Origin of the sequence: Leptospira alexanderi serovar Manhao 3 str. L 60 (assembly GCF_000243815.2) — a bacterium.
Taxonomy (GTDB): Bacteria; Spirochaetota; Leptospiria; order Leptospirales; family Leptospiraceae; genus Leptospira; species Leptospira alexanderi.
The window spans coordinates 232,501-256,527 of the sequence record NZ_AHMT02000005.1; the positions used below are offsets into that span (position 1 = coordinate 232,501).

At 40.1% G+C, this 24,027-nt stretch carries 22 protein-coding genes, 4 pseudogenes and 1 riboswitch (1 of these 27 only partly in view); of the genes and pseudogenes, 17 read left to right on the forward strand and 9 right to left on the reverse strand.

Annotated features, from left to right (window positions below; translation table 11 throughout):
- The 11 genes from recG to LEP1GSC062_RS02585 form a co-directional block, all read left to right on the forward strand.
- A protein-coding gene (gene recG, locus LEP1GSC062_RS02540; RefSeq protein ID WP_020983217.1) for an ATP-dependent DNA helicase RecG crosses the window boundary here: on the forward strand, positions 1–782 show its end. 1,399 nt of this gene lie to the left of the window's left edge; 782 of the gene's 2,181 nt are visible here — the last part of the coding sequence; its start codon lies off the left edge, out of view; the stop codon is at positions 780–782.
- 114 nt (positions 783–896) lie between these two features.
- On the forward strand, positions 897–2,036 hold the full coding sequence (locus LEP1GSC062_RS24475; protein WP_020983266.1) for an ATP-binding protein: 1,140 nt from the start codon (positions 897–899) through the stop codon (positions 2,034–2,036).
- 119 nt (positions 2,037–2,155) lie between these two features.
- Entirely contained in the window at positions 2,156–2,818 is a 663-nt protein-coding gene (locus LEP1GSC062_RS24480; RefSeq protein ID WP_244265077.1) for a hypothetical protein, read from the forward strand.
- 187 nt (positions 2,819–3,005) lie between these two features.
- Positions 3,006–3,245 (forward strand): AbrB/MazE/SpoVT family DNA-binding domain-containing protein, encoded by a 240-nt coding sequence (locus LEP1GSC062_RS02550; protein ID WP_020983191.1) that lies wholly within the window; start codon positions 3,006–3,008, stop codon positions 3,243–3,245.
- Positions 3,242–3,634, forward strand: coding sequence for a type II toxin-antitoxin system death-on-curing family toxin (locus LEP1GSC062_RS02555; RefSeq protein ID WP_010577030.1), 393 nt, complete (start codon positions 3,242–3,244; stop codon positions 3,632–3,634). Before LEP1GSC062_RS02550 ends, LEP1GSC062_RS02555 begins: the two co-directional genes overlap by 4 nt.
- 289 nt (positions 3,635–3,923) lie before the next feature.
- Positions 3,924–4,184, forward strand: a complete 261-nt coding sequence (locus LEP1GSC062_RS02560; protein WP_010577029.1) for a type II toxin-antitoxin system HicA family toxin — start codon at positions 3,924–3,926, stop codon at positions 4,182–4,184.
- Complete coding sequence (locus LEP1GSC062_RS02565) at positions 4,181–4,537, forward strand: type II toxin-antitoxin system HicB family antitoxin (RefSeq protein WP_010577028.1); 357 nt, start codon at positions 4,181–4,183, stop codon at positions 4,535–4,537. Before LEP1GSC062_RS02560 ends, LEP1GSC062_RS02565 begins: the two co-directional genes overlap by 4 nt.
- A 319-nt stretch (positions 4,538–4,856) precedes the next feature.
- On the forward strand, positions 4,857–5,105 hold the full coding sequence (locus LEP1GSC062_RS02570; protein ID WP_002753850.1) for an AbrB/MazE/SpoVT family DNA-binding domain-containing protein: 249 nt from the start codon (positions 4,857–4,859) through the stop codon (positions 5,103–5,105).
- Positions 5,099–5,422, forward strand: coding sequence for a type II toxin-antitoxin system PemK/MazF family toxin (locus tag LEP1GSC062_RS02575; RefSeq protein ID WP_010577027.1), 324 nt, complete (start codon positions 5,099–5,101; stop codon positions 5,420–5,422). Before LEP1GSC062_RS02570 ends, LEP1GSC062_RS02575 begins: the two co-directional genes overlap by 7 nt.
- Before the next feature lie 166 nt (positions 5,423–5,588).
- Positions 5,589–5,683, forward strand: a riboswitch (TPP riboswitch).
- Positions 5,684–5,809: 126 nt separating this feature from the next.
- Complete coding sequence (gene thiC, locus LEP1GSC062_RS02580) at positions 5,810–7,375, forward strand: phosphomethylpyrimidine synthase ThiC (protein ID WP_010577026.1); 1,566 nt, start codon at positions 5,810–5,812, stop codon at positions 7,373–7,375.
- Positions 7,376–7,758: 383 nt separating this feature from the next.
- Positions 7,759–8,502 carry a M15 family metallopeptidase gene (locus LEP1GSC062_RS02585; RefSeq protein ID WP_010577025.1) on the forward strand — a complete coding sequence of 248 codons (744 nt, stop codon included), beginning with the start codon at positions 7,759–7,761 and terminating at the stop codon, positions 8,500–8,502.
- A 2-nt stretch (positions 8,503–8,504) separates the two neighbouring features.
- Here the strand turns inward: LEP1GSC062_RS02585 and galE are convergent, their stop codons facing one another.
- Positions 8,505–9,476: a UDP-glucose 4-epimerase GalE gene (gene galE / locus LEP1GSC062_RS02590; RefSeq protein ID WP_020983205.1), complete on the reverse strand. Its 972-nt coding sequence runs from the start codon at positions 9,474–9,476 to the stop codon at positions 8,505–8,507.
- Positions 9,473–10,252 carry an acyl-ACP--UDP-N-acetylglucosamine O-acyltransferase gene (lpxA, locus tag LEP1GSC062_RS02595; RefSeq protein WP_010577023.1) on the reverse strand — a complete coding sequence of 260 codons (780 nt, stop codon included), beginning with the start codon at positions 10,250–10,252 and terminating at the stop codon, positions 9,473–9,475. The genes galE and lpxA overlap by 4 nt, the downstream gene beginning before the upstream one ends.
- Before the next feature lie 147 nt (positions 10,253–10,399).
- Here lpxA and LEP1GSC062_RS02600 point away from each other — a divergent pair, with 147 nt between their 5' ends.
- Entirely contained in the window at positions 10,400–10,750 is a 351-nt protein-coding gene (locus tag LEP1GSC062_RS02600) for an Hpt domain-containing protein (protein ID WP_039940967.1), read from the forward strand.
- A 433-nt stretch (positions 10,751–11,183) separates the two neighbouring features.
- Here the strand turns inward: LEP1GSC062_RS02600 and gmd are convergent, their stop codons facing one another.
- Positions 11,184–12,206: a GDP-mannose 4,6-dehydratase gene (gene gmd, locus LEP1GSC062_RS02605; RefSeq protein ID WP_039940969.1), complete on the reverse strand. Its 1,023-nt coding sequence runs from the start codon at positions 12,204–12,206 to the stop codon at positions 11,184–11,186.
- Between the two features lie 356 nt (positions 12,207–12,562).
- Positions 12,563–13,936: an MATE family efflux transporter gene (locus tag LEP1GSC062_RS02610; RefSeq protein ID WP_010577020.1), complete on the reverse strand. Its 1,374-nt coding sequence runs from the start codon at positions 13,934–13,936 to the stop codon at positions 12,563–12,565.
- A 354-nt stretch (positions 13,937–14,290) separates the two neighbouring features.
- Between LEP1GSC062_RS02610 and LEP1GSC062_RS02615 the strand changes: the two are divergent.
- The 5 genes and pseudogenes from LEP1GSC062_RS02615 (at position 14,291) to LEP1GSC062_RS02635 (ending at position 20,781) form a co-directional block, all read left to right on the forward strand.
- Positions 14,291–15,584 (forward strand): annotated as a pseudogene (locus LEP1GSC062_RS02615) (amidohydrolase family protein).
- 58 nt (positions 15,585–15,642) lie between these two features.
- Positions 15,643–16,536 carry a hypothetical protein gene (locus LEP1GSC062_RS02620; RefSeq protein WP_010577018.1) on the forward strand — a complete coding sequence of 298 codons (894 nt, stop codon included), beginning with the start codon at positions 15,643–15,645 and terminating at the stop codon, positions 16,534–16,536.
- A pseudogene (locus LEP1GSC062_RS02625) lies at positions 16,536–18,334 on the forward strand (TrkH family potassium uptake protein). The gene LEP1GSC062_RS02620 and the pseudogene LEP1GSC062_RS02625 overlap by 1 nt, the downstream one beginning before the upstream one ends.
- A gap of 13 nt (positions 18,335–18,347) precedes the next feature.
- On the forward strand, positions 18,348–19,067 hold the full coding sequence (locus LEP1GSC062_RS02630; RefSeq protein WP_020983206.1) for a potassium channel family protein: 720 nt from the start codon (positions 18,348–18,350) through the stop codon (positions 19,065–19,067).
- A 175-nt stretch (positions 19,068–19,242) separates the two neighbouring features.
- Positions 19,243–20,781: a hypothetical protein gene (locus LEP1GSC062_RS02635; protein ID WP_039940971.1), complete on the forward strand. Its 1,539-nt coding sequence runs from the start codon at positions 19,243–19,245 to the stop codon at positions 20,779–20,781.
- Between the two features lie 79 nt (positions 20,782–20,860).
- Here the strand turns inward: LEP1GSC062_RS02635 and LEP1GSC062_RS02640 are convergent.
- The 5 genes and pseudogenes from LEP1GSC062_RS02640 to LEP1GSC062_RS20865 all read right to left on the reverse strand — a co-directional run.
- Positions 20,861–21,070, reverse strand: a pseudogene (locus LEP1GSC062_RS02640) (transposase); the annotation flags it as partial.
- Positions 21,071–21,178: 108 nt separating this feature from the next.
- Complete coding sequence (locus tag LEP1GSC062_RS02645) at positions 21,179–21,466, reverse strand: acylphosphatase (protein ID WP_010577014.1); 288 nt, start codon at positions 21,464–21,466, stop codon at positions 21,179–21,181.
- Between the two features lies 1 nt (position 21,467).
- Positions 21,468–21,905 (reverse strand): globin domain-containing protein, encoded by a 438-nt coding sequence (locus LEP1GSC062_RS02650; RefSeq protein WP_020983208.1) that lies wholly within the window; start codon positions 21,903–21,905, stop codon positions 21,468–21,470.
- Positions 21,902–22,390 (reverse strand): RNA pyrophosphohydrolase, encoded by a 489-nt coding sequence (locus LEP1GSC062_RS02655; RefSeq protein WP_020983241.1) that lies wholly within the window; start codon positions 22,388–22,390, stop codon positions 21,902–21,904. The genes LEP1GSC062_RS02650 and LEP1GSC062_RS02655 overlap by 4 nt, the downstream gene beginning before the upstream one ends.
- 360 nt (positions 22,391–22,750) lie before the next feature.
- A pseudogene (locus tag LEP1GSC062_RS20865) lies at positions 22,751–23,896 on the reverse strand (IS110 family RNA-guided transposase).
- Positions 23,897–24,027: the final 131 nt, after the last annotated feature.

Sequence of the window (24,027 nt, forward strand, 5' to 3'; positions counted from 1 at the left end):
GAACTCTTTGTCTTACCCTATACGGAGACTTGGATTTGTTAACGATTAGATCCAAACCCAAAGGTAGGATGCCGATCCAGACGAAATGGTTTCAGGAAGATCGGAGAGAGGGAGTTTATAAATCCATCCGCAAGTATGTTTCTTCCGGAAGACAATGTTACATCGTTTATCCGTTAGTCGAAGAATCGGAAAAGGTGGATCTCAAATCTTGCATCGAAGCTTACGAACATCTGAAACACGAAATTTTTCCAGGCTTTGAAGTAGGACTCGTTCACGGAAAATTAGAAACGCCGGAAAAGGATCGAGTCATGAAAGAATTCTCCAAAAACAAAATTCAAATCCTCGTATCCACAACCGTGATCGAAGTGGGAATCGACGTTCCCAACGCGACCGTGATGGTGATCGAACACGCAGACCGTTTTGGAATTTCTCAATTGCATCAGTTGAGGGGGCGGGTCGGTCGCGGAGATCAGGAAAGTTTTTGTATTCTCATGACGGACTCTAAGGTTACCGAAGACGCAAAGGTTAGGTTGGATGCGATGGTAAACTTCTCCGACGGATTTGCATTATCCGAAATCGATCTCCAACTCCGAGGACCCGGAGAATTGATGGGAGTTCGTCAAAGCGGTCTTCCGGATTTTAGAATTGCGGATTTAAGAAAAGATTCCAAGCTGATCGAACTTACGAAAGAAGACGCGGCGTTGTTCGGAAATCCGGGTGATTTGGAAAAAGAGGAAATTCGGGGAAGATTCAGCGAAGGAAGACTGTTGTTTTCGAATTAATCGTTCTAAACGAATGAACTTAGACCTTTAATGCCTTCAAGTTCGGAAGATAGACGAATATCGTTTAATGGAAGTTCGGCGAAAGGTTATAATTTACTAAAAAAGGAAATTGTTATGTCATCAAAAATATCCAAAATAAAACTAACCGGATTACCAGGATTTGAAAATGCATTCGAATTAGAATTTAACTCACATCTAACATCTCTAATAGGTCCAAACGGATCAGGGAAAACCACATCTTTGTCCGCTATCCATAGCATTTTTGATTTTCTAAACAGAGGCAAATTTGAGAAGAGAGATATTTCAATCGATAATTGGCTTAACTGGGATATGGCAGAAATAGAATTGAAAATATCTGGAGGTTTCAGAAATAGCGACAAAAACTTCCAAGCGCTAGGCGAGCAGATAGATATCATAACTATTTCTCTTAGAAATACGAATAAAGAGATCTACGTTTCCTCAATTTCTACTTATTTAGGACTCGTCAAAATCAACGATTCAAGTAATTTATATCTCAATTCTGAACAACTTGAACTTCTAAATAGGAATTTAAGTGATTTGAGAACGAAAGAAATACAACAATCAAACCATTTAGCTGTAATTCAGAGACAAGGGAATGTTTCTCAAACTCAAAATGCTCAATCCACGTTAGATGGGATAAGAAGAGAAATTAAATCCTATGAAGAGCAAATAAACAAAGAAAGTATTGATCTATTAAATTTTAATGAGTCTGGAATTCGCAGAGAACCTTTTGAAAACTTTCTACGAGAATTATCAATACCAAGATCAAAATTTATAAGATTTGGCGAAACAGATTTTTCGAATGTCACCGATACTATAAAAAATATTTCAAAAATAAGAGGAGGAAAGGATCCAGAAGAGAAATATACAGAAATCAAACGAAAACTAAAAGATCTGCTACAACAAGAACCTCATTTTTATCACGATCGAGATAATGGAAATCAAGATTACCTCGAAATCAACAATGTTGAATACCAAAAAGTATCCACCGGTACAAAAATTTGCTTATTTTACTTTTCCCTTATTTTTGAAACTAAGGACAATGATTTAATTATTTGGGACGAACCAGAAAATGGCTTACATCCAACGCGAAGATACAAAATTTTAGATTTAATCCTCAGCGATACTCGACAATTTCTGATAGCAACTCACTGGCCCCTGTTTGTAACCAAAATTGTAATGTCATACGTACGATATGTGAGCATAAAAGTATCGATGGAAAGAATTACTTAAGTCTTGAAAAAACAATGGATAAAGTCGGTGCTTTTCAAGTAGCTGATAGCCTCGGATTGTCCCCATCGCGAATTCTTTTTACGTCCAATGTCGTTATTTGGGTAGAAGGTCCTTCCGATATGATCTATTGGAGAAAAATAATATCGATTCATCCGAAAGGAACAAATCTAATAGAAGGATTCGACTATTCATTTCTTATGTACGGTGGAAAATGCATTTCACATCTTACTGCAATGGAAACTAATCAAAAACTAGATATAACTTCGATTTGCAGACATCCAATTTTCATCGTTGATTCAGATATTGATGAAATATCAAAATACGAAAAACCGTCTGAAAATTTGAAAGAAAGTGCAAAGATAATAATGAATTTATTTAATGATGCAAAAAATCCACCCGGGAGCAATCTATTTTTATACTCAAATGGGAGAGAAATGGAAAACTATCTTCCAATCGATAGTATAAAATACGCATTGTCAATGGTTGTCTCTGATTTAACGGCTGATGAAATAACTCAACTAAATCTAAATGATTCCGATTGGCCAGTAAATGAAAAGTATTATGAAATGCTTGATAGAAAATTTAGACTTTCTAAAATCACTGTAGAAACAAAGGCAGGCGAAGTAAAGGGTAAAGGTTTCACAAAATGGGGAGAAAAAAACAAAACTGAATTCGTTAAGTTTTGCTTAGAATTGGATAATTTCAAGAATCTGAATCTTCGACACGGTGGAGAGGTTCAAGTAAATCAAATTATAGACTTCATCGAAAGATGGAGAAATTGAATTTAAATATAGCCCTTCGACTAACTGCGGCTTCTCGCGGCGCTTCAGGATTGCTCGCAACCCTCGCTTCCGCACATTGCTTATTTTTAAACTTGGGTTGTTCCATTAACCCAAGTTCGTGCACTTTTAAGAAATTACGTTTAAAAAATGCTTGCACAAATCCATAGTTATCACTAATGTTATAACTATGGATAATCCTGCGGTAAAAAAAACGACAATTCGGGCAATCGGTAATTCAGCGGGGGCGACAATACCGAAGGTTCTTTTGGAAAAATACAATTTTCACGAAGGTGATACCGTATTTCTTTTAGAAACAGAAGATGGTATTCTACTTTCTCCATATAATCCTGATTTTGAAACAGCAATGGATATTTATCAGGAAGGCTCTAAGAAGTATCGAAATGCCATGAAAGAACTGGCTAAATGAAAAAAGAACCTAAATGGATAAGCAAGAAAATTGCTGAAGCAATTCATTTAGATCAAATAAAACAACATGGTGGGTTGCAGGGGATTAGAGATGAGGGACTTCTCGAATCTGCACTCGATAGACCTAAAAACAAATTTTCTTATGATACAAAGGCAACGATTTTTGAATTAGCAGCTTCATTAGGTTTGGGTATTGCAAAAAATCATCCATTTTTAGACGGCAATAAGCGGATATCTTTTCAATTGATGTATGTATTTTTGGGATTGAATGGTTACAAAATAGAAGTAGCAGAGGAAGAGGTTGTTTCAATAATGCTTCGCGTTGCCGGTGGATCTTTAAATGAAAAAGCATTATCCGTATGGCTAAAAGATAGTTCTATTTCTCGTTAACGCTCGACGCCGTCTAACTTCGGCTTATCCCTGCGTTGCGACATTCCTGGTCCCTGCTCAGCTTTGCTTGGCCTTCGGCGCATTCGCTTTGTCATTCTGTTTGTTAGACGGTCACTAATGTTCGCTCAAACCTCGCAACAATCCCTGCACGCAAACGCTTCGGGAACGATAACGTCGGTAAACCTGAATCGTTAGGCGAAATATTACTGAACTCTACATTTCAAATCGAGATGGAAAATGTGACTAAATATTAGTTGCAATTCTAAGAATTTAACGCACAATAGAACTTGTGTCGAAGGGTGAAAAGTTAGTAGAAAAATTCAAAAGTAAACCGAGGGATTTTTCTTATGATGAGCTAAGAAAACTACTCTCCGGCTATGGATACAATGAAAACAATTCAGGCAAATCTTCCGGTTCAAGAGTTGCTTGGATTCACTCAGAGACTAAACATATAATAAGACTTCATAAACCTCATCCAAGGAATATTTTGAAGTCATATCAAATAAATCAAATTTTAGACGAATTAAAATCGGAGGGCTATATAAAATGAAAGATATTATCGAATATAACGGCTTTTTAGGCTCTGTTCATTTTGATGCGGATGACGAGATATTTTTTGGAAAGATAGAAGGAATTGAGGATTTAGTTTCCTTTGAAGGTGAATCAGTTAGACAATTGAAGAAGGCATTTCAAGAATCGGTGGATGATTATTTAGTTTTATGTAAAAAAGCTAAAAAAAGTCCGGAAAAATCTTTTAAAGGTTCGTTTAATGTTCGCATACCAATTGAACTTCATCGACGCGTTTATAGAAAATCTTTAAGAGAAGGGATCTCCTTGAATCAATTAGTTCAGAGGGCTTTAGAAAAAGAAATTACTGATCCTAAAACGCCACACTTCAGCTAACTTCGACTTTTCCCGGCATCGCGACATTCACGGTTCCCGCTCAGACTCGCTCCGGCCTTCGGCACATTGCTCGATTTCGGTTCGCTTTGAAGTTTAAAGACGAAGTGAACCTCATCGTCCCTTCGCGCACAAGCGCTCTGCCCGCAACATCGAGAAACATATTTCGTTAGGTGACAATTTTTAAAAATCTTTTTGAACTAAAAATTATAAGGGATTATTCAATAGAAAAGTCCGATTTCTGTAATTACCCTTCTATTCAAATCAAGAGAATTGCCTCTTTTCGATTGACAAACTTTAATGTAATTACATAGTAATTACTATGAAGGCTTTAGTTGTAAAAATAGGTAATTCAAAAGGAATTCGGATTCCCAAAGCGGTTTTAGAAGAATGTCATATTGAAGAAGAAGTAGATTTACTAATCGATAATAATAAATTAATTATTGTACCTCTAAAATCGAAACCAAGAGAAGGGTGGGAAAAACAATTTAAATCAATGTCGTCTAATAAAGATGATAAATTGCTTATTCCTGATTCAATAGATTTATCGGATAAGGATTGGGAATGGTGATTTCTCAATACGAAGTATATTTGATAAATTTGGATCCAACGGTCGGACATGAGATTAAAAAATCAAGACCTTGCGTAATAATCTCACCTAATGAAATGAATAAAACTATCGGAACAATTATTATTGCACCAATGACTACCAAATCTCGATCATATCCAACAAGAGTCGAATTAACATTTCAAGGAAAGAAAGGCTGGATTGTGTTAGATCAAATTCGAACTGTAGATAAAATACGTCTGATAAAAAAGTTAGGAAAAATAGATCCCAAAACAGTTAATAAAATGAAACTGATTATAAAGGAAATGTTGGTTGATTAAAATACTTGTTGATTCAATAAAAACCTTCGCCTAACTTCGGCTTCTTCCGACGTTGCCACATTGCTTTGACGTTTTGGCACAAGTCAGAAAACCTTACGATGGATCGATTTGATTGGAACTGTTTTTTTATTCTTGTCATCGAACTCTTGTCATGCGATTCTACATTTGAAACCGTTGGGGGTGGGGCTGTGATGGTCTCTGAGAGAGTCCCTGGAACCTGATCAGGATAAAGCCTGCGTAGGAAAACGGATCATACAAAAGATTCTATCGTTGGGATAAAATTATGGACCTTCGGTCCGTGGTTTTTGAACGGGAAAATCTTCGGATCGTATCAGTTTTTTACAGCTTACCTCAGTTCCTTCTCCAAACCGGCGGTCAGGAGAACGTATGAAATCCACTCAAGAATTTCAAGTCCCTCTGAAAACGATTCGTCTTACCGACGGGACCGAATATCAATCGTATCATACGGAGGGTTCGCTTTCCGACAAGAAACCTTCCGATTATAAAAACGGAATCCCAAAAATAAGGAAAAAATGGATCCGGACACGCCTCGATCGTGGTGATACGAATCATTCTCAGATGTATTATGCGAAAAAGGGAATCATCACCGAAGAGATGCGTTATGTGGCACTTCGGGAAAATATGAATCCCGAGTTCGTTCGTTTGGAAATCGCGTGCGGTCGCGCCATTCTTCCTTCCAATCGAAACCATCCCGAACTTGAACCGATGATCATTGGTAGGAATTTTCTCGTAAAGATCAATGCGAATATCGGAAACTCAGCGCTCGGTTCCTCCATCGAAGAGGAAGTCGAAAAATTGCATTGGGCGGTCAAGTGGGGCGCGGACACGGTGATGGATCTTTCCACCGGAAAAAACATCCACGAAACGAGAGAATGGATCTTGAGAAATTCTCCCGTGCCGATCGGAACGGTTCCGATCTATCAAGCCCTTGAAAAGGTAAAAGGAAAAGCGGAGAATTTGAATATTCAAGTTTTCTTAGATACTTTGGAGGAACAAGCCGAACAAGGAGTGGATTATTTTACGATTCATGCTGGAGTTCTTCTGCGTTATATTCCTTTTACCGCAAACCGCGTGACCGGGATCGTATCGAGAGGGGGATCGATTCTTGCAAAATGGTGTTTGGCGCATCATAAGGAGAATTTTCTTTATACGCATTTCGACGAAATTCTAAAGGTGATGAAAAAATACGGTGTTTCCTTTTCTCTCGGAGACGGATTGCGTCCCGGTTCGATTGCGGACGCAAATGACAAGGCGCAATTCGGAGAACTCGAAACCTTGGGTGAATTGACAAAACGTGCCTGGGAAGAAGATATTCAGGTGATGATCGAAGGACCGGGTCACGTTCCTATGCATCTCATCAAGGAGAATGTCGATCTTCAGATGAAACTCTGCCAAGAAGCTCCGTTTTACACGTTAGGCCCTCTTGTTACCGATATCGCTCCTGGTTACGATCATATCACTTCCGCGATCGGTGCGGCGATGATCGGATGGTTCGGAACGGCTATGCTCTGTTATGTGACTCCGAAAGAACACTTGGGACTTCCCGATAAGGAAGACGTCAAACAAGGAGTGATTGCGTATAAGATCGCGGCTCACGCGGCCGATCTGGCAAAGGGACATCCGGGCGCGATCGAACGGGACAATCTTTTGAGCAAGGCTCGTTTCGAATTCCGTTGGGAGGATCAGTTCGCGCTTTCCCTCGATCCCGAAACCGCGAAGTCCTTTCATGACGAGACTCTTCCGCAGGATCGAATGAAAACCGCGCATTTCTGTTCCATGTGCGGTCCTCATTTTTGTTCGATGAACCTGACCCAAGAACTCCGAAAGTTTGCGCAGGAGAAGGGAATGGAAGAAGCCGAAGCGGTGCACGCGGGAATGGAAGAAAAGTCCAAGGTAACAATTTGTAATCGAAAAAAAGAATCAGGAAAGTGATGAAATATTTTTTCATTGGGAATATCTCTCTCAAATACCCGCACACAGTTTTTGATCTTAAGGTAATATGACTCAAGAGCGAATTCACCACATTCTGGAATATTTCAATCTTTATTATGGAACTTGTCTCAATGTAGGAGTTCCTACGAAAATTTAACAACGAAAAAGAATATTGAAAAGTACACAAACTGCTGAAGGGGGATCTATGATTTGTGGAAATTTCTGCGTTTTGTTACGAACTTACCGAAGATTATAGCTGATTTCTTTTAAGGTTTTGGGATAGACCATGGTCGGTAAAAAAGAGTCGTATCGAGATTTTACGAACGGTTTCCAGTAAAAACCCATTGCAAGAGACTTTGAGTTTTACATTTTGACGAGTAAGTATGAAAAGTTTACTTTCCGCTATTTTGATCTTTTTTATTCAAAGTGCGATTTTTTCTCAAACGGGAAACGTTTCCAGCCAAGCCTACGTGCTTGGAGACTTTAAACAGGAAGCGATATTAACCGCGTATTCCAATCCGGGAGAAAGCAGAATTCATTATCTTAGGAAAGAAGTTTTAGAAAAATTTTTGGAATTAATCCAAGTCTATCAAAGAGAAAATCCGGAAGAAAAACAAAGACCGTTCCTTGTATCTGCTTTTCGTTCCTTTAAAGATCAGAAGAGAATTTGGGAGGAAAAATATTCCGGAAAAAGGAAAATGAGAGAAACCGTAAAAGGAAAAACTTCCCGGGAAATCGTTACTTTGATCCTGGAATTTTCAAGCGCTCCTGGAACCTCAAGACATCATTGGGGAACGGATATAGATCTAAATGCATTAGAGAATTCTTATTTTCAAAAAGGAGGAAAAGGAGAAAAGTTCTATAACTGGATGTTTAAGAACGCAAAACGATTCGGCTTCTGCCAACCATATACTCCGAAAACTTCGAGAGGAAACAAAGGTTACAACGAGGAAAAATGGCATTGGTCTTACGCGCCGATCGCAAACAAATTACAAGACGACTGGGTTCGATTGTTTAAAGAGGGAAAAATTCAATTCAAAGAAAAATTTTCGGGAGGAGAATTTTTACAAGACCTTTCTTTTGAATATGTGACTTCCGTAAATCCGGAGTGCAGATCGATTCGGTGATTCTAAGCCGGATTTTGATACACGTCCCACATCGTTTTGAGAAGAGTTTTGGCTTCACTATATTCCGGAGTCCATTTCAATAAACGTTGAGCCATTGCTGAAGAAGCCAAAAGTTTCGCGGGATCTCCCGCTCTTCTCCCCGAAATTTTATGAGAGATTTGTCTTCCGACCACTTCCTCCGCAAGACGAATCACTTCCAAAACCGAATAACCCTTTTCGGACCCTAAATTGACCGTAAGAGATTTTTTTTCGGAATCGAGATATTCGAGGCTTAAAACATGGGCTTTTGCCAAGTCAGTTACATGAATATAATCACGAATACAACTTCCGTCCGGAGTTTCGTAATCGGTCCCAAACACTTCGAATTCGTTTCTCATACCCGCCGCAGTTTCCATGATGATCGGAAGAAGGTTTGCGGGAGTTCTTTCCAGCCCCCGGATTCTTCCTTTGGGATCGTAACCTGCCGCATTAAAATAACGTAATGCAGCAAAATTGAATCCTTTGAGAGACTCGTACCATTTCAGATTCTGTTCGATTGCGAGTTTCGTATAACCGTAGTAATTTTCCGGATGAACTGGATGTTTTTCGTCAATGGGAAGGTATTCCGGAGAACCGTAAACCGCCGCAGAAGAGGAAAAGATGAATTTTTTGGTTCCCGCCTTTTCCATATAAGCGAGAAGTTTAAGAGTTCCGTTGATGTTGTTCAGAGCATATTTGGAAGGATTGGTCATCGATTCGCCCGCCGCTTTCCACGCGGCGAAATGAAAGACTGCGTCGATCGGTTTTGAAAATGCTTTTTCTAAAACGAAGTCGTCTTGAATATTTCCTTGAATTAATTCCGGCCCTGAAAAAAGATTCGCTTCATTTCCTTTTTCAAGATTATCTACGATTAAAAGTTCGTGCTTTTTTTCAAGAAGGAGCGCGACTATGTGACTTCCGATGTAACCTGCGCCCCCCGTAATTAGTAATCTCACCTGTGACTTATCACTCCTCTATCGCTATCTCTAAAGAATTTTATAATATACTTGACTTCGTCGATCAAGTTGCCAGAGGCCTCCAACTCATCCAGGGCTTTTCTGGTCGGCATTCCGGAATGATAGATGATTTTATAGGCCTGTTTAATTGCGTTTCTTACTTCCGGAGAAAAACCGGCGCGTTTCATACCTACGCTGTTTAGGCCCACTACCGTACTCGGGTTTCCGTCGACCGTGGAATAGGGAGGAACGTCCTGAACGACCTTTGCAAGTCCCGCAACCATTGCGTAGTCTCCGACAAAACAAAACTGATGAACCGCTACCAAACCGGAAATAAACACAAAATTACCCAAGGTTACGTGACCGGCTAACACACAACCGTGTGTGAGAATATTATTATTTCCTAGAATGCAATCGTGACCAACGTGACAATTGCCCATAAAATAGTTTTTGTTACCGATTACAGTCGGAGAATCTTCTTTGGTTCCTTTATGTATATTCGAGTATTCTCGAAAAATATTATGATCACCGATTACGGTTCTAGTTAAAAGTTGTTGATTAAATCCCAAGTCCTGAGGCATTACTCCAATTACGGCACCTTGGTGAAAACGGTTGAATTTTCCGATCTCGGAACCCGCGCAAATTTTTACGTGACTTTCAATTACGGTACCTTCTTGAATAGAAACATGTCCTTCGATAATGGAATAAGGACCGACTTCGACCGATTCGTGTAATTCTGTTTTCGGGTCGATAACGGCAGTCGGATGTATTTTCATTTAGACCTCACTTTGGCTCTAAAATACAAAAATCGGTTCGGCTTTTTTATTCAAGCTTTTAAAGATGTCTTGAACAAGTGTAATGTTTACTGGAAAGTAGCTTTTCTTAATGCGAAAAAAGGAAATACTTTGGACGAGGTCACAAATATGCTTGTGGACTGGAATAGATTGGATTCTCTGAAGCAGAGTGACGATGATGATGAAATTGCTTGGCTTAAAGAAATGGTTGAGTCCCTTCTCGCAAATATGGAAATTCGAATCAAAAATATCGTTCGTTTCACGGAAGAAAAAAAAGACATAGAACTTCAAGCTGAACTTCATCAAACCAAAGGGGTTTCCGCTAATTTCGGATTAGAGGATTTAAGGGCCTTAGTCGCGGAAGCGGAACAATTTCTCAAAACAGGAGATCAGGATCGTTCTTATACTCTAGGTTTAAAAACAACCGTCGTTTGGGAACAAACTAGAGACGAACTCAAGAAAAAATTTGGGATTTTTTAATTCCATCTTTAAATCTAATACAACGCTCTTGATTGATTCTCGAATACTTCGCCGCAGAAGATTGTAAATTAGTTTCAACATAGATCCTAATATCATTTATAAACTTTATCATTTAACTCCACGGGAGTTTAACGGTGAAAATACGATTTATAAATCTAAAATACTATGGGAGTTCCCACATGTAATTTCATTCTTTTAATCCCATTGAACAGGCGATGGTTCCAAAATTCTTTGTAAAGTTAGGATTTTTTCTTACTCCGAAATTTTTTCAATGCGGTTTCTCAAAGTTAGCAAGTCCCCATGTGATTTTTTCGTAAAGAAATTCGTGTTAAACGGATTTGTCGGATTATGTATATGCGAGATGATAGGGTAGGAAAGTTCGCCCTATTTGTTTTCTTTGTTCGAACTGATATTCGAAAATTAGAATGTGTTTTTAGAGTTTTATTCCGACCAATTCACAATCTGCTTTGGTCATGATCCTGACGAGTTCTTCGAATTTTACTTTCGGTTCCCAACCTAGTTTTTTCTTCGCTTTAGAAGGATCGCCGATCAAAATATCAACTTCGGTCGGGCGATAGAATTTAGGATTCACCTCCACGAGAAGTTGCCCAGACTTTGCATCGAATCCTTTCTCGGAATCACCCTTGCCGTCCCAACGTACTTGAATTCCCGCGCATCCGAAAGATTTTTCCACGAACTCCCTTACGGTATGTGTTTCATTGGTCGCCACGACGTAATCGTCCGCTTCGGGTTGCTGGAGCATCATCCACATCATTTCTACGTAGTCCGGCGCGTATCCCCAATCCCTTTTCGCATCCATGTTTCCGAGTTGAATCGGTCCGCCTTTTTTCGCGAGTAGATTGGCGACTCCGATGGTGATCTTTCTAGTTACAAAACCTTCTCCTCGTCTTGGGGATTCGTGATTGAATAGGATTCCGTTGGATGCGTGAATTTCGAATGCCTCTCTGTAATTTACAACCGCCCAATAGGCATATAACTTTGCAACCGCATAAGGAGATCTTGGATAGAACGGAGTTGTTTCTGTCTGTGGAATTGCCTGTACTTTTCCGTAAAGTTCGGATGTGGACGCCTGATAAAATCTGCTTTTCACCCCAATCTGTTTGATCGCGTCTAAAATTCTAAGCGTTCCCACCGCGTCGGCTTCTGCGGTATATTCCGGAACTTCAAAGGAAACTCCCACATGAGATTGAGCGGCGAGATTGTAAATTTCGTCCGGTGAAACTTTTTCCAAAATTCGATTTAAATTGCTTGAGTCGGTAAGATCCCCATAGTGCAAAATTAAATTGGAGTTCCCACGAAGGTGCTCAATCCTTGCCCGGTTGAACATACTGGACCTTCTGACGATTCCGTGAACTTGATACCCTTTCCGGAGTAGAAATTCCGTTAGATAAGATCCGTCCTGTCCTGTGATCCCGGTTATGAGTGCTTTTTTCATCTTCAGACCAGGAAAACCCGAAAACCCGATCTGGCAAGAAAGTTTAAAACCCCCACGTATGTGGGAACTCCCATAGGAATTGAATAACAAAAAAAGCTGTTCGAAGACTCCCCAAAAAAGAGACGTAATTTGTGGGAACTATTGCGTTTTATTACGAACTCACCGAATGATTGTAATTGATTTTGGGCGACTCTTCGTATTCTCTTGCGCAGGGATAATCAATTTGATTTGCAAATATGCAGGGAACTACCGTGTGATACTAGAACCCTATCTCAAAAATATCCGAGAATGATCGGAATCGGCGTTTTAAATAAAGATAAAGTATTTTTGAGATAGGTTTTAGTGATTACTTGGGATCAAACTTGATTGTGAACCCAATCCTTTCTGCGAAACCGAACGATAAACACAGATGCAAGGACCAAAACCCAAGCCACGATCCCGGACCACAATCCGGCCGATCCCATTCCCAAATAAATTCCCAGAAAATAAGCGCAAGGAAGAAACACTAAATAAGAGGCCGCGGTATAAGCACGGAAAACAAAGTCTTGAAGTCCCGCACCCCGAAGTGCACAAGCGATCACCATGTGGTAAGCGTCTACGATCTGAATTACTCCCAAGATGACTAAGGGAGAATACGCTTCCTCAATCAGCTCCGGATCCTTTGTGTAAAAGGACAACATCTCCTTTCCACAAAGTATAAAAACAAGGCCCATACTTCCCATCACACAAGCCGCAAAAAAAGCGGATCGAAACGCACCGTGATATGCAAGTTTCGGTTTCCCCGCTCCCAACGCCTGGCCGAGAATCGTGGTCGCCGCAATCCCGAATGCATATCCTGGTAAAAAGGAAAGACTTAAAGTACTAAAAAGCATATTGGTTACAGCTAATGCGGTTGTTCCAACGACTGTTGCAAACTCCGTAAAGATCATAAAAGAAATGTTATTGAGAAGTTCCGCAAGCGCCGGTGAGGTGCTCGTCTTTAAGATTTCCCGAAAATGAGTAAAACTGAAAGCCCAAGATATGTGGGAAAAATATTTCCCCAGACCTCTTGAATAAAAGTAAAAAGGAAACGCAAACAAACCAGCGGCTCCCGCCAAAGAAGATGCGATTGCCGCTCCTTTAACACCCATCGCATCAAAACCTAAGTTCCCGTAGATCAGGACCCAGTTTAAAAATATATTCGTAAAACATGTTATGATCATGGACGCAAGACCGGCGGTCGTGATCCCTAATCCGTCGGTAAATGCCCTCGTCGTAAAGAGTAGAAAAAAGAAGACGGTTCCCAGAAAACGGAAGTATAAATATTTGCTTGAAAGTTCTTTTACAATTTCGTCTTTATTGAGAAGGTTCATCAACCAGTCGCTGATTGCCGCTCCTCCGATCGATAAAAAACCTCCAAAAACAGCAACGATGTACAAAGTAGTGATTCCGATCTTACCGATTTCGGAATCGTTTTTCTCTCCGAATCTTCTCGCTACGATAACCTGAATTCCCATCGCAAATCCCATGAGAAACGCAAGCACAGTAAAGTGTGCAATTCCTCCGATTCCGATCGAGGCGATCGAATTTTTACCGAGTCTTCCTACCATCATCGTGTCGGTCACCCAAACTACGGTTTGGCTGAACATTCCGAACACGACGGGCACCGCGAGTTTCAAGATCATGGAATTCAAAAGACTCGGACGAATGTTCCTATAAAAGGTATGGGCTAAATGCTGTAAGGTTCTCACGGTTCTTCCAAGTTTTTAGGAAGAAACAATAAAACCATCCCTTTTCAAAAAACTTTTTTCCGGATTTACATTGCTTACTGTTTGTAAGAAATTCCAAATTTCATTTTATGAGAATTCGAGTTCAAAAACTCGTATCGCTTCGGAAACTATTGGACAACGATCCGCAAAATTTGTTTCCTAAATACAATTACGGAACAAAAAAGCTTTATTGAGTTACTGCGCCGTAAATTTCAACGCTAGGCTATTTATAAACTGTCTTAGTAGAAATTCGGCGCCTTGCTTCTTTGAGTTCGGCGATGTTGTCCGTAGCAAATCGGCGCTTGAGTCGTATTAGAGGTCTTTCGATAGGAATTTATGAAACAATACGCGGATCTTCACAATCATCTCTACGGATCGATCACTTCCGAATTCCTCTACGAGATAGGTAGGTCCAATCCTTCTCCTCGTTGGGAGATTTTTACGAATTCGTATCAACAATATTTCGGTAAAAAAATTTCCACGGAAACTTTTTTCGAGGATTATAAAGATCCCGATTCTTTTCGCAAACTTTACCTGTTTAATCATTGTGGTCCGTTTCCCGAGTTTCAGGCCAAATTCAATCTGATCATCGCCTTATCCAAATTCGATCCCGCCGAAATCGCGTTAGTTGCCACACGGATCGTAGAAGATCAGTTTCGTCAGGGCGTGACTTACGGAGAATACAGAGTGATGTATTCTCCTTTCGAGACGGAACAGGGGATATACGATAAAACTTTAGCCGCTTGTGAAGGACTTGCGCGCGGAGAAGAAAAAACGGGCGGATTTGCCAAACTTGCGGTCTCTTTGCACAGGGACGGAGACGTATTCAGGGAATATTCTATTTATAAGGATCTTATGGAAAAAAATTCTTTGATCCGGGATTATTTAGTAGGATTAGATTTTTGTTATATAGAAGAAGGGTTTCCCCCTAAAGAAAAAAGAAATTTTCAAGACGGTGGAGGAGGATAACAAGGCGGAAAGGGGCACGGCTCTTGCGATTCTTTATCACGTCGGAGAGAGCTTTCAAGACAAATCGATTTTGTCCGCTTCAAGATGGGTTTTGGAATCCGCGGAGTGGGGGGTGCATCGTCTTGGGCACGCAATCGCTCTTGGGCTTGATCCTTTCGAAAAGATGAAGGATAAAATTACGGAACCTAAATCGGAAAGATTGGATCAACTTCAGTTATATTACAATCGAAAAGAGGAACTGGATTCTTACTTTGAAGTTCCTTCGAGAGAAAAAATTGGAAACGAAATCGATTCTCTCAAACATAAAGAAGTCGTCGAATTGGAAACAGGTATTTCGTTTTTGGAAGAGTGTATCGGCTTTCAAAATTATTGCATTTCCAAGATCAAACAAACCGATGCGGTCATCGAGTCTTGTCCGAGTTCGAACGAATTTATCGGAATGGTCGTCGATCCAAAATCGCATCCCATTCTTCGTTTTGCAAAAAACGAAATGAGATTCACGATTTCTACGGATGATCCCGGAATTTTCGGAACCACAATCGAAGAAGAATATTCGAAGGCCGCCGGAATCGGTCTTAGTGCGGAGATCTTGGAAACCGTGAGACAGAATTCTTTTTTATTCACTTCCGAAATTTTAAGCGGAAGAAAATCCGCTTCTTGATTCGACTCTAAAAATTCTTGCCTCGACTTGATATATAAGGGATTCTAGAAGAAAGGCCATGCTAAATTTATGGGAAATCTGTAAGAATCTGTCGGATTATGTTCGAAACCACGTCTTGCTTGCCCACAAAAAGATTCGAAACTTTGCCTCTGATTTTTGTAAACGATCGGTTTTGTTTCGTTTTTATGCGAACATCAGACTTACGACCGCTTTTCTTATTCTTTCTTTTTTGAATCCGGATTTATTGTTTTCTCAGAGTCAAACGGACTTCTCTGATCCCTACGATTTTAACCTGAGAAACTATAAGGATTCTCCGACCAGAGAGGTTTATCAGGAATATACGATTCCTCCGGCCTTTAAAAAACCGGCTTTGATTTCTCCTAAGAATGTACAGATTCCTTTCGAAACTCCGTTTCCGTCAACCGGCGGTTTACGCAGAACCGCAAATCCCAATACGGAAAGAAGACAAGAAAATCTGATCAATCCTCTTACGGGTAATATCAACGTAGAAGCGATTCTTCAAAGACAGGCACAACAAGCCGACAAAAAGAAAAAACAAAATCAGATTCATGAGGAGGAAAAATATACGGAAACAACACTTCGTCGTTTTTCGATCATCTTCTTTATGACTCTTCCGATCACTCTCGGTTTCGGGTACGCGATCGCTTCCAATGCAAAAGTTCAAGGCGTGCATAAGTTTCAAAAGACGTTCGGCGGTTCCGTTTTTATTTTTACTTTCGGAACGAGTCTTGCTTTTGCAAACGCTTGGCATGATATGAAAGAATACGAATCCATGAAAAAGGAGAATCAACCCGAATCGCCCCCTGTCGAACCGACATCCGCGGATTCCCTCGGTTTCGGAAATTTTCTGCCGATCTCCAATGCGAGCGCCTCCGGGGTTCCGGGAAGAGAATATAAACTGGAGATTTCGTTTTTTAACGTCAGCTTCTAATGAATCCCATCAAAGAGATTATATTCAATTTATCGAATGTTTGGTACAACGTAGCCCTTTTTTATCAGTCTAAAATTTATCCTCCTTTAAGAATCTACTACTCGATCTGCGGAAGTATTTCTCTTTGTCTTTTGATTTTAATCTACGGATTTTATTATCCTCATGAATGGACACACTGGATTCGACTACTCGTAAATGGAATCGTCGTTTCCTTAGTCGTTTATGAGGCCCTTTCGTTTATTTTCGTCGTCGGAAACCTATTCGGTTATCTCAAAACTCACAAGACGGAAGCGATCGTGGTTTTTCTGATCGTATTCCAGGAGATCATCAGTCAGGAAATCTATAAATTTCTCACTTTAAATTCCTTAAGTGGAGAAGATGCGAGTTTGGCTTTTTTGTCTTTGAGTCAACTATTTCTTTTATTCAGTAACTTCTCCCGATTGATCCGAAAAACGGAACTGCTGAATTACAGACAGATCAGTCCTTCCTTGGTTATCACGGGAAGTTTCGGAATTTTGATTCTACTTGGAACGCTCGCGTTATCCTTACCGAGAGCTCAAGCCGTTCCGATTCCTACGATGGACGTTTTTTTTACGGTGGTAAGTGCGGTTTGTGTTACCGGTTTGAGTACGATATCCGTCGCTTCTCAACTGACCGGGACGGGGCAGACGATTCTGATGCTATTGATTCAAATCGGCGGACTTGGTCTTATGACGCTTACCGTTTTTTTGCGATCTTTTTGGCGGGGCAGGTCAGTGTTACAAACAAACTTTTGATCAAGGATCTATTTAGTCAGGAAAGTGTGGGACGAGCTTCTTCCGTTTTAAAGCAGGTAGCGGCTCAGACTTTTCTCATCGAAGCGGTGGGAGTCTTGTTGATCTTTGTCTGTTATCCTGACCAAAGTGAAACGAATCTTAAAAATAAAATCTTTTACTCCTTATTTCATTCGGTGAGTTCTTTTTGCAACGCCGGTTTTTCCACGTTCCCTCAGGGTTTTGGAACCGATTGGATGTTGAACCAAAAAGAATTTTTATCCATAGTGATGATTCTGATCGTACTCGGGGGATTGGGGTTTCCCACGGTGAATCATCTGATTCATTGGATGTTGAAGATCGGAGATTATCCCAAAAGGATGGAACTGGGAGCTAAGTTGATTCTTACCGTATCGGCCGGTTTGATTGTGTTCGGAACGGTTTCGTATTACGTGCTGGAAATGAATAACACTCTTTCCGGGTTAGGCGTAATGGATGGAATGTTTCATTCTCTTTTTTATTCGATCAGCACTAGAACCGCGGGTTTTAACACATTAGATGTTTCTAAAATGGGAATGCCCATGGTGTTTGTTAGCCTTTTTTTAATGTGGGTGGGAGCTTCTCCGAACGGTACCGGAGGTGGAATCAAAACAACGACACTTGCGGTTGCTATACTTCATCTATTCAATCATATTAGGGGCAAGGAAGAGGTGGAAGTTTTTGGAAGGAAAATTTCTTCTGGTTCCACTTCCAGGGCGTCTGCGGGAATTCTCGTGTCTTTATTTCTGATTTTTTGCGGAATTTTCTTTTTAACATGTACCGAAGATTCCGCATTTTTGGATCTCTGTTACGAAGTTGTATCCGCATTTGGAACCGCGGGACTTTCGAGAGGGATTACATCCTCTTTGACTTCGGCGGGAAAAATTTTGATTTGTCTGATGATGTTTTGCGGTCGTGTCGGAATGTTAACCATACTGATCGCTTTGGTTCCGAAAGAAAAAAAATCCGGACTTAAATTTCCGGAAGAATCGATCATAGTCGGTTAAGAGGAGTCGTGTCATGGTGGGCAAAAAGAAAAATAAAACCCTCAAAAAAAGAATCGCCGTTATCGGTTTGGGAGATTTCGGCAAAACTCTAGTAATCTATTTGAACGAAAACGGGCACGAGGTGACGGCGATAGACAAGGACATAAAAATTGTCGAAGAAATCAAGGATCAGTGCGCTCTTGCCGTTTGTGTGGATACGAGCAGTAGATCTTCGTTGGAAGAGTTGGATCTGGAAGACATGGACGAGATCGTTGTAGCTCTCGCGGAAAATTTTGAATCCCTGATTACTACCGCATACCATTTAAAAGATATGAATTTAAAATGTCTGCATGTTCGCTATCATTCCGAATTGAATCGTAAAATTCTTCAGATGATCGGGATCGAAAATCTGTTCAATCCCGAAGAAAGGGCGGCCGCTTCCATGGCGGAACAACTCAGTTATCAAGGCGTAAAAAAGGCGACTTTGTTAAGCGAAGAATACAGTCTTTTCGAAGTGGAAATTTCTCCTCTTCTTTACGGTAAAAAATTAAGAGAACTTAGGTTAAGGGAAAAGTTTCAGATCAATCTAGTCGGAATCAGAAAAGCGGAATCGAACGGAAACGATTCGGAATCCCAAGAAGGTGGTGTTTTTCTCCCGGATTCCAGGACGGTATTTAGAGAGAAGGAAATTTTGATTCTGTTTGGAAGTTCTGAAAGTATCAAACGTTTTACGAGCGTTTATCCAATCAAATAAGGAATCTCTGAAAACAAATCAAAGACGCCTTAAACAAAAACATTCGCATCTTGAAATATTTTTTGCTATTTTTAATTCCAGTATAGTATAAAATCGTTATGCTTCGTTTTAAAACTTATCCCAAGAGGTATGGCGTTTGGATTCCCTTTACGATCATGAGAAATACGAGAATCTCATGCCCTCGTATCTGTATTTGAGAAACGAAGCCGATGCGACCGATCAAGAAGCTATTTCCTTGAACCCGAAGGAAGTAGAAATCCTCTATCAAATTCGAAATCATACGACCTTGGAAGGATTTTTTTCCGGTAAAATTCTAAAGGTCTGGAAGGATGGCGGATCCAAGCCGATTTATATGAACACTCTGAAAAAACTTTCAAATGAGAATTTGATTCTCGTTTTTCCAGAGTTTAAATTTTTAGTAGAGACGAATCAACTTACGGTATGTCTCTGTCTCATTTCGGAGAAAGAATTCAAGAGTTCCAACCGAAAAAATCTGAAAGAGATTTATCTAAATAGTTTGAGTAAGTCCGCATTTTCGATTCAGAACTATATTTTGGGATGCGAGCCCTTTCAAATTAGCGAACTGATTTCCATATTTGAATATCTCATCGCGGAAACTTCGAATGGAACTTTCATCAAAGAATCGTTCAGTATTAAAAATTGGATCTATTCTTTCACGTTTAGCGAGCTTATCAAGGAGGAGGTGATCGCCGATTCGGTCCAATTTATTCTGGATAATATTCAAGAAGGTGAATATATAGCGGTGACAAAAACCACAGGATTGTTTCACGTAACGGACGAACTGTCCGGAAAGGCGTTCGAAATTTTAAGAGGATATTATCTCAACCAATTTTCTGACAGACTCAAAGAAGAATATCCCGATGCCTGGGATTTGATTTCGAATAACCGAAAGAACATGGTGGTCGACGTCGATTATTCCGGCCCCGTTTCGGGTATTGAAGAAAAATTCGTTTCGGAAGAATTAAAAATCATCGGTGAAAATTTGAACGGCCTGATTCCTGAAACTTTTCAGGATTTTCTGATCCTCGCGAATTACATTTCGCAAAAACATGATCGGGAAAAAAATCTCCGCAACTCTGCCGAGGAACTCAAATCGATTAAGATGTTGAAAACAATGATGTCTATGAAAAACCAAACGTTATCCCAGTTCGTCACAATCAATCTCGACGAAGATCGGGAGTTTTCCCATTCCATAGTGGATAGTCTTAGAAGAGATCCAGATTGTATTTCCTGCGATTGGTACGAAAAAGGAAAAAAGATAGAGTGTATTTGTAGTAAAAAGGAGGACACGATTCTTCTCTTGATCCAATTGATGACGGAGAAATACGCATTCAAAAAGAATATTATTAGAAATTTCTTATATCTTTTAAAAATGGAAAAAAATAATCTTGGACATTTATATGCGGATAAGAACTTTAAGTCGGCTCTGATAAGATTGAAATATTCCTGTTATAAGGAGAACCTTTCCTGGTTTTCGAAGGTATTGAATTTTTTAGGAATTTACGCATTACTTGAGACTGCTTTGGAACACCAGGAATCCATTGTTCAGTTCGAACAACTCAGTAGAGAAATTGCATACAAAGAAAACCGAAAAAAACAATTGGAAAAGATTCGATCGGAATGGCTTAGGGAAATCCAAACCGATTCGGTTCCGGAGGAAGAGCCAAGTTCTAAAAGAAAAGATGCAAGTTGAAAGAATCAGAGTCTGTCCCAAAACTCTAGAATGTGGGAACATTTTAGATGTTAGGTTTTTAAGGGGTCAGTGGTTAGGACTTTACAGGGTTCAATTCATTCTCCGTTTCCACTCTCACTATTTTACTCATCAGATGATTCTTGTCATACTTTTTTATCCAACCTCGGATTGTCACTGATCCTGGAATGCCGTAATATTTCATTGCCTGGTTCTGGTTGTATTTGCCACTCTCTATTTCCTCGATCACTTTCATCTTGAACGCTTCGCTGTAACGTCTGATCGTTGTCATTTTCCCTTCCTTTTTCTGACAACTTTTTCTAGGACGCTACACGCTACACTAATCCCTGACTACTATTCACTAAAACCTATCCACTACTATCTAAATCAGGCGCGGAGTTTATTTTTTAATTTCAAAAGTTCTAAAGTTCCCTTTCGGGTCCTCCCAACTAATCAAAGCTTCCTTAATCTCGGAGCCTTTGGGTCCCCTTTGAATTGCTTTGTAGAGGTCTTCAATAAATACTTTATCTCCTTCCACGACCGTTTCCACTTCTCCTCCCGGAAGATTTTGGGTATACCCGCTGAGTCTGCATTCTTGGGCTCTTTGAAGAATGTAATATCTAAATCCTACTCCTTGAACCTTTCCACGAACGAGAATCTTTGCTCTTGAGTTATTTTGGGATCCCATCTTATTCCTCCGTTTTGCCTTCCAAATTCACCATCCATGCCGAGAAGTCTTTAAAAAAAATCCAAAGAATTTCTTTTATGGAAACGTCAGCTTCCCAATCGTCCAGAGCCTTGCGATAACAAGAGAGCCAAATCCTTCTCGCCTTTTCATCGATCGGAAATGGAAGATGTCTTGCACGCATCCTAGGAGGTCCATACTTTCGAGAATACAAGAAGGGACCGCCAGTAACTTGAATTAAAAAATCGGCGGATTTTATTTTACTCTCTTCTAGAACTTCGGGAAACATAAAAGCAATCGGACTCAGAGAGATCTGATCGTAAAAATTAGAAACCAGATTTCGTAGACGATTTTCACCGACCGCGTCGAAAACCGTTTGTAAACCCGGAATCGGACCGGGGGGACCTCCCGGCGGGATGAAAATGGATCGTTCTTCCGTCATAGTTTTTTTTTCGCTTCCTGGAGAAAGATATGGATCTTAGGTCCAAATTCTTCTATAATTTTATAATATACGTCTTTTTTAAAAGGAACAACTGTAGCCAAAGTATTTTCTATGGGAATAAAACGAACCGTTTCAAATTCTCTTTCGTGAATATCCAGTTTACAGTCGTTTACTTCTCCGTTCCAATGGATGAGAAACCATTTTTGAATTTGCCCTCTGTATTTTTGAAGGTGTCGATTGAGAGAAAGATTTTCCGGAAAATCATAGGGGATCCAATCCGGATACTCGGCGACGATTTTTCCCGAATCGATTCCTACCTCTTCATACAATTCTCTTAGAGCTGCTGTCGTTGGTTCTTCGGCTTCGTCGATTCCACCTTGGGGGAATTGCCAAGAGCCAGGAAAGTTCGATCTTTCTCCCACTAAAACTTCTCCATAGGAGTTAAAGACGACCATTCCGACATTTTTTCTATAGGGCTTTTCCATACGAATAAGCTCCCGTTCGAGCTTTTCTATGACAAGAAGTTTTAAAGCCGTTTTGGCCTTTCATGAGGTCCTGAAAGTTAGTTTCCGGAATATAGAGGGAATTTTATATCGTAACGTAAAATGTCGTTAGGTCGTACTTTAAGTTTTATGAATAAACTTACAGCGCGTCCCAGAACCTGCGGAAGCGATCGTTAGAGAGCGACGGCACTTGAGTTTTCTGCTTTGTCAGAAAGATCAAGCTGGTAACTCAAGCGTTTCGCTTCTTACATCCAAGAATCATACTAATCTATTGGCGCTCGATAAAACTCAACGTCTCGCTTCTCCTATGTTTCTTGTGTCAAGCCCTCCCGCTATTTTTTTTTACATAAGACCATATTGAGCTAATTTTCGATTCCATACTTCTTCAGGCATAGAATCAAAAAGATCTCCCGTTCGAATCATTGAATAAAGAACTTCGATCATTTTGCGTGAAGTAGCGATGATCGATTTTTTAGCTCCTTTTTTAACATATAACCTTTGATAGAATTCTTTTATCTTTCCGCCATGCTGACATCGAACCAGACTCCAGGCCGCTTGAACAATTACTCTTCGAATTGCATGACAACCACGGGAAACAATTCTACCGTATCGAACCGTATCTCCCGAAATATCAACACTCGGAACTAAGCCCACAAAGTAAGCGGCTTGTTTAGCCGAAGAGAATCGTTTACAATCACCCATATAACTCATGATCGCCAAAGAAGTAATCATACCGATCCCAGGCATGGACATGATCGTTTGAACGTAACTCTGATTTTTTTCAGAGCCTCTTTAATTTCTTCTTCTATTAGTTTTAGATTTAGTTCGACTAAATCTAAAACTTTTAAGATTCGTTCTGCTTCTCTTTTGTATCGATCAGGAAGTAGAGTTACGGAAGCTTCTCTGGATGCTTTTATTCGCAAATGCTTTTTGGTAATTTCAGTCAAACCGGCTTGAGTGAATAAACTATGAAGTCGATTTTTGCCTTGCGTTAGTTGTCTTGTCCAATTCTCATGTTCCGTGCAAAGTCTTCGATTGTCTTCCTCTTCGTCAGTTGGAATTGGAACAACCGGTAACTCTTCTATTGGAAAACGTTGAATGAGCCTGGCTATTTTTAAACTGTCTTCTTTATCGGTCTTTTTTAAAGATTGATAGGTTGTTGCTAAGTCTCCGGGATTCAGGACAATTACTTGAATCCCTTTGTTTAATATTGATTTTGCGATTCTAAAAGATTGAGAGCCAATCGAGCGATCCATGGAGAGCGAGATTGCTAAAAGCCAGCGAAGCGTTGGTGTTAGCTTTCAGCGTAGCTGAAAAACCCAGACCGACTATATCATTCAAGGTTAACCATTTTAGTAAATTGTTAATACCACTTTCCGTTGTGCTGAATTGTCGACGTTCAAGCGAGTTCTCCGAATTGATTCGAACAACCTCTAAAGTTTTCTTTCCACAATCAATTCCTACATATTTGCCATCTTGACTTTTCATTTCTTTTCTCCTAAAATGACAGAGGGCGGAAGGTCTTAACAAAGTCCGGTGATATCACCAGCACTCCTATTCGCGGTCGACTTTGTTAAGCCGCCACACTTTGGTTTGCGGTGGCCGATTTAAATTCATCT

Coding starts and splice junctions, on each gene's coding strand:
- LEP1GSC062_RS24475 (WP_020983266.1), top strand. CDS start 897: ATGTCATCAAAAATATCCAAAATAAAACTAACCGGATTACCAGGATTT.
- LEP1GSC062_RS24480 (WP_244265077.1), top strand. CDS start 2,156: ATGATCTATTGGAGAAAAATAATATCGATTCATCCGAAAGGAACAAAT.
- LEP1GSC062_RS02550 (WP_020983191.1), top strand. CDS start 3,006: ATGGATAATCCTGCGGTAAAAAAAACGACAATTCGGGCAATCGGTAAT.
- LEP1GSC062_RS02555 (WP_010577030.1), top strand. CDS start 3,242: ATGAAAAAAGAACCTAAATGGATAAGCAAGAAAATTGCTGAAGCAATT.
- LEP1GSC062_RS02565 (WP_010577028.1), top strand. CDS start 4,181: ATGAAAGATATTATCGAATATAACGGCTTTTTAGGCTCTGTTCATTTT.
- LEP1GSC062_RS02570 (WP_002753850.1), top strand. CDS start 4,857: ATGAAGGCTTTAGTTGTAAAAATAGGTAATTCAAAAGGAATTCGGATT.
- LEP1GSC062_RS02575 (WP_010577027.1), top strand. CDS start 5,099: ATGGTGATTTCTCAATACGAAGTATATTTGATAAATTTGGATCCAACG.
- thiC (WP_010577026.1), top strand. CDS start 5,810: ATGAAATCCACTCAAGAATTTCAAGTCCCTCTGAAAACGATTCGTCTT.
- LEP1GSC062_RS02585 (WP_010577025.1), top strand. CDS start 7,759: ATGAAAAGTTTACTTTCCGCTATTTTGATCTTTTTTATTCAAAGTGCG.
- lpxA (WP_010577023.1), bottom strand. CDS start 10,252: ATGAAAATACATCCGACTGCCGTTATCGACCCGAAAACAGAATTACAC.
- LEP1GSC062_RS02600 (WP_039940967.1), top strand. CDS start 10,400: ATGCTTGTGGACTGGAATAGATTGGATTCTCTGAAGCAGAGTGACGAT.
- gmd (WP_039940969.1), bottom strand. CDS start 12,206: ATGAAAAAAGCACTCATAACCGGGATCACAGGACAGGACGGATCTTAT.
- LEP1GSC062_RS02620 (WP_010577018.1), top strand. CDS start 15,643: ATGCTAAATTTATGGGAAATCTGTAAGAATCTGTCGGATTATGTTCGA.
- LEP1GSC062_RS02630 (WP_020983206.1), top strand. CDS start 18,348: ATGGTGGGCAAAAAGAAAAATAAAACCCTCAAAAAAAGAATCGCCGTT.
- LEP1GSC062_RS02635 (WP_039940971.1), top strand. CDS start 19,243: ATGCCCTCGTATCTGTATTTGAGAAACGAAGCCGATGCGACCGATCAA.
- LEP1GSC062_RS02645 (WP_010577014.1), bottom strand. CDS start 21,466: ATGGGATCCCAAAATAACTCAAGAGCAAAGATTCTCGTTCGTGGAAAG.
- LEP1GSC062_RS02650 (WP_020983208.1), bottom strand. CDS start 21,905: ATGACGGAAGAACGATCCATTTTCATCCCGCCGGGAGGTCCCCCCGGT.
- LEP1GSC062_RS02655 (WP_020983241.1), bottom strand. CDS start 22,390: ATGGAAAAGCCCTATAGAAAAAATGTCGGAATGGTCGTCTTTAACTCC.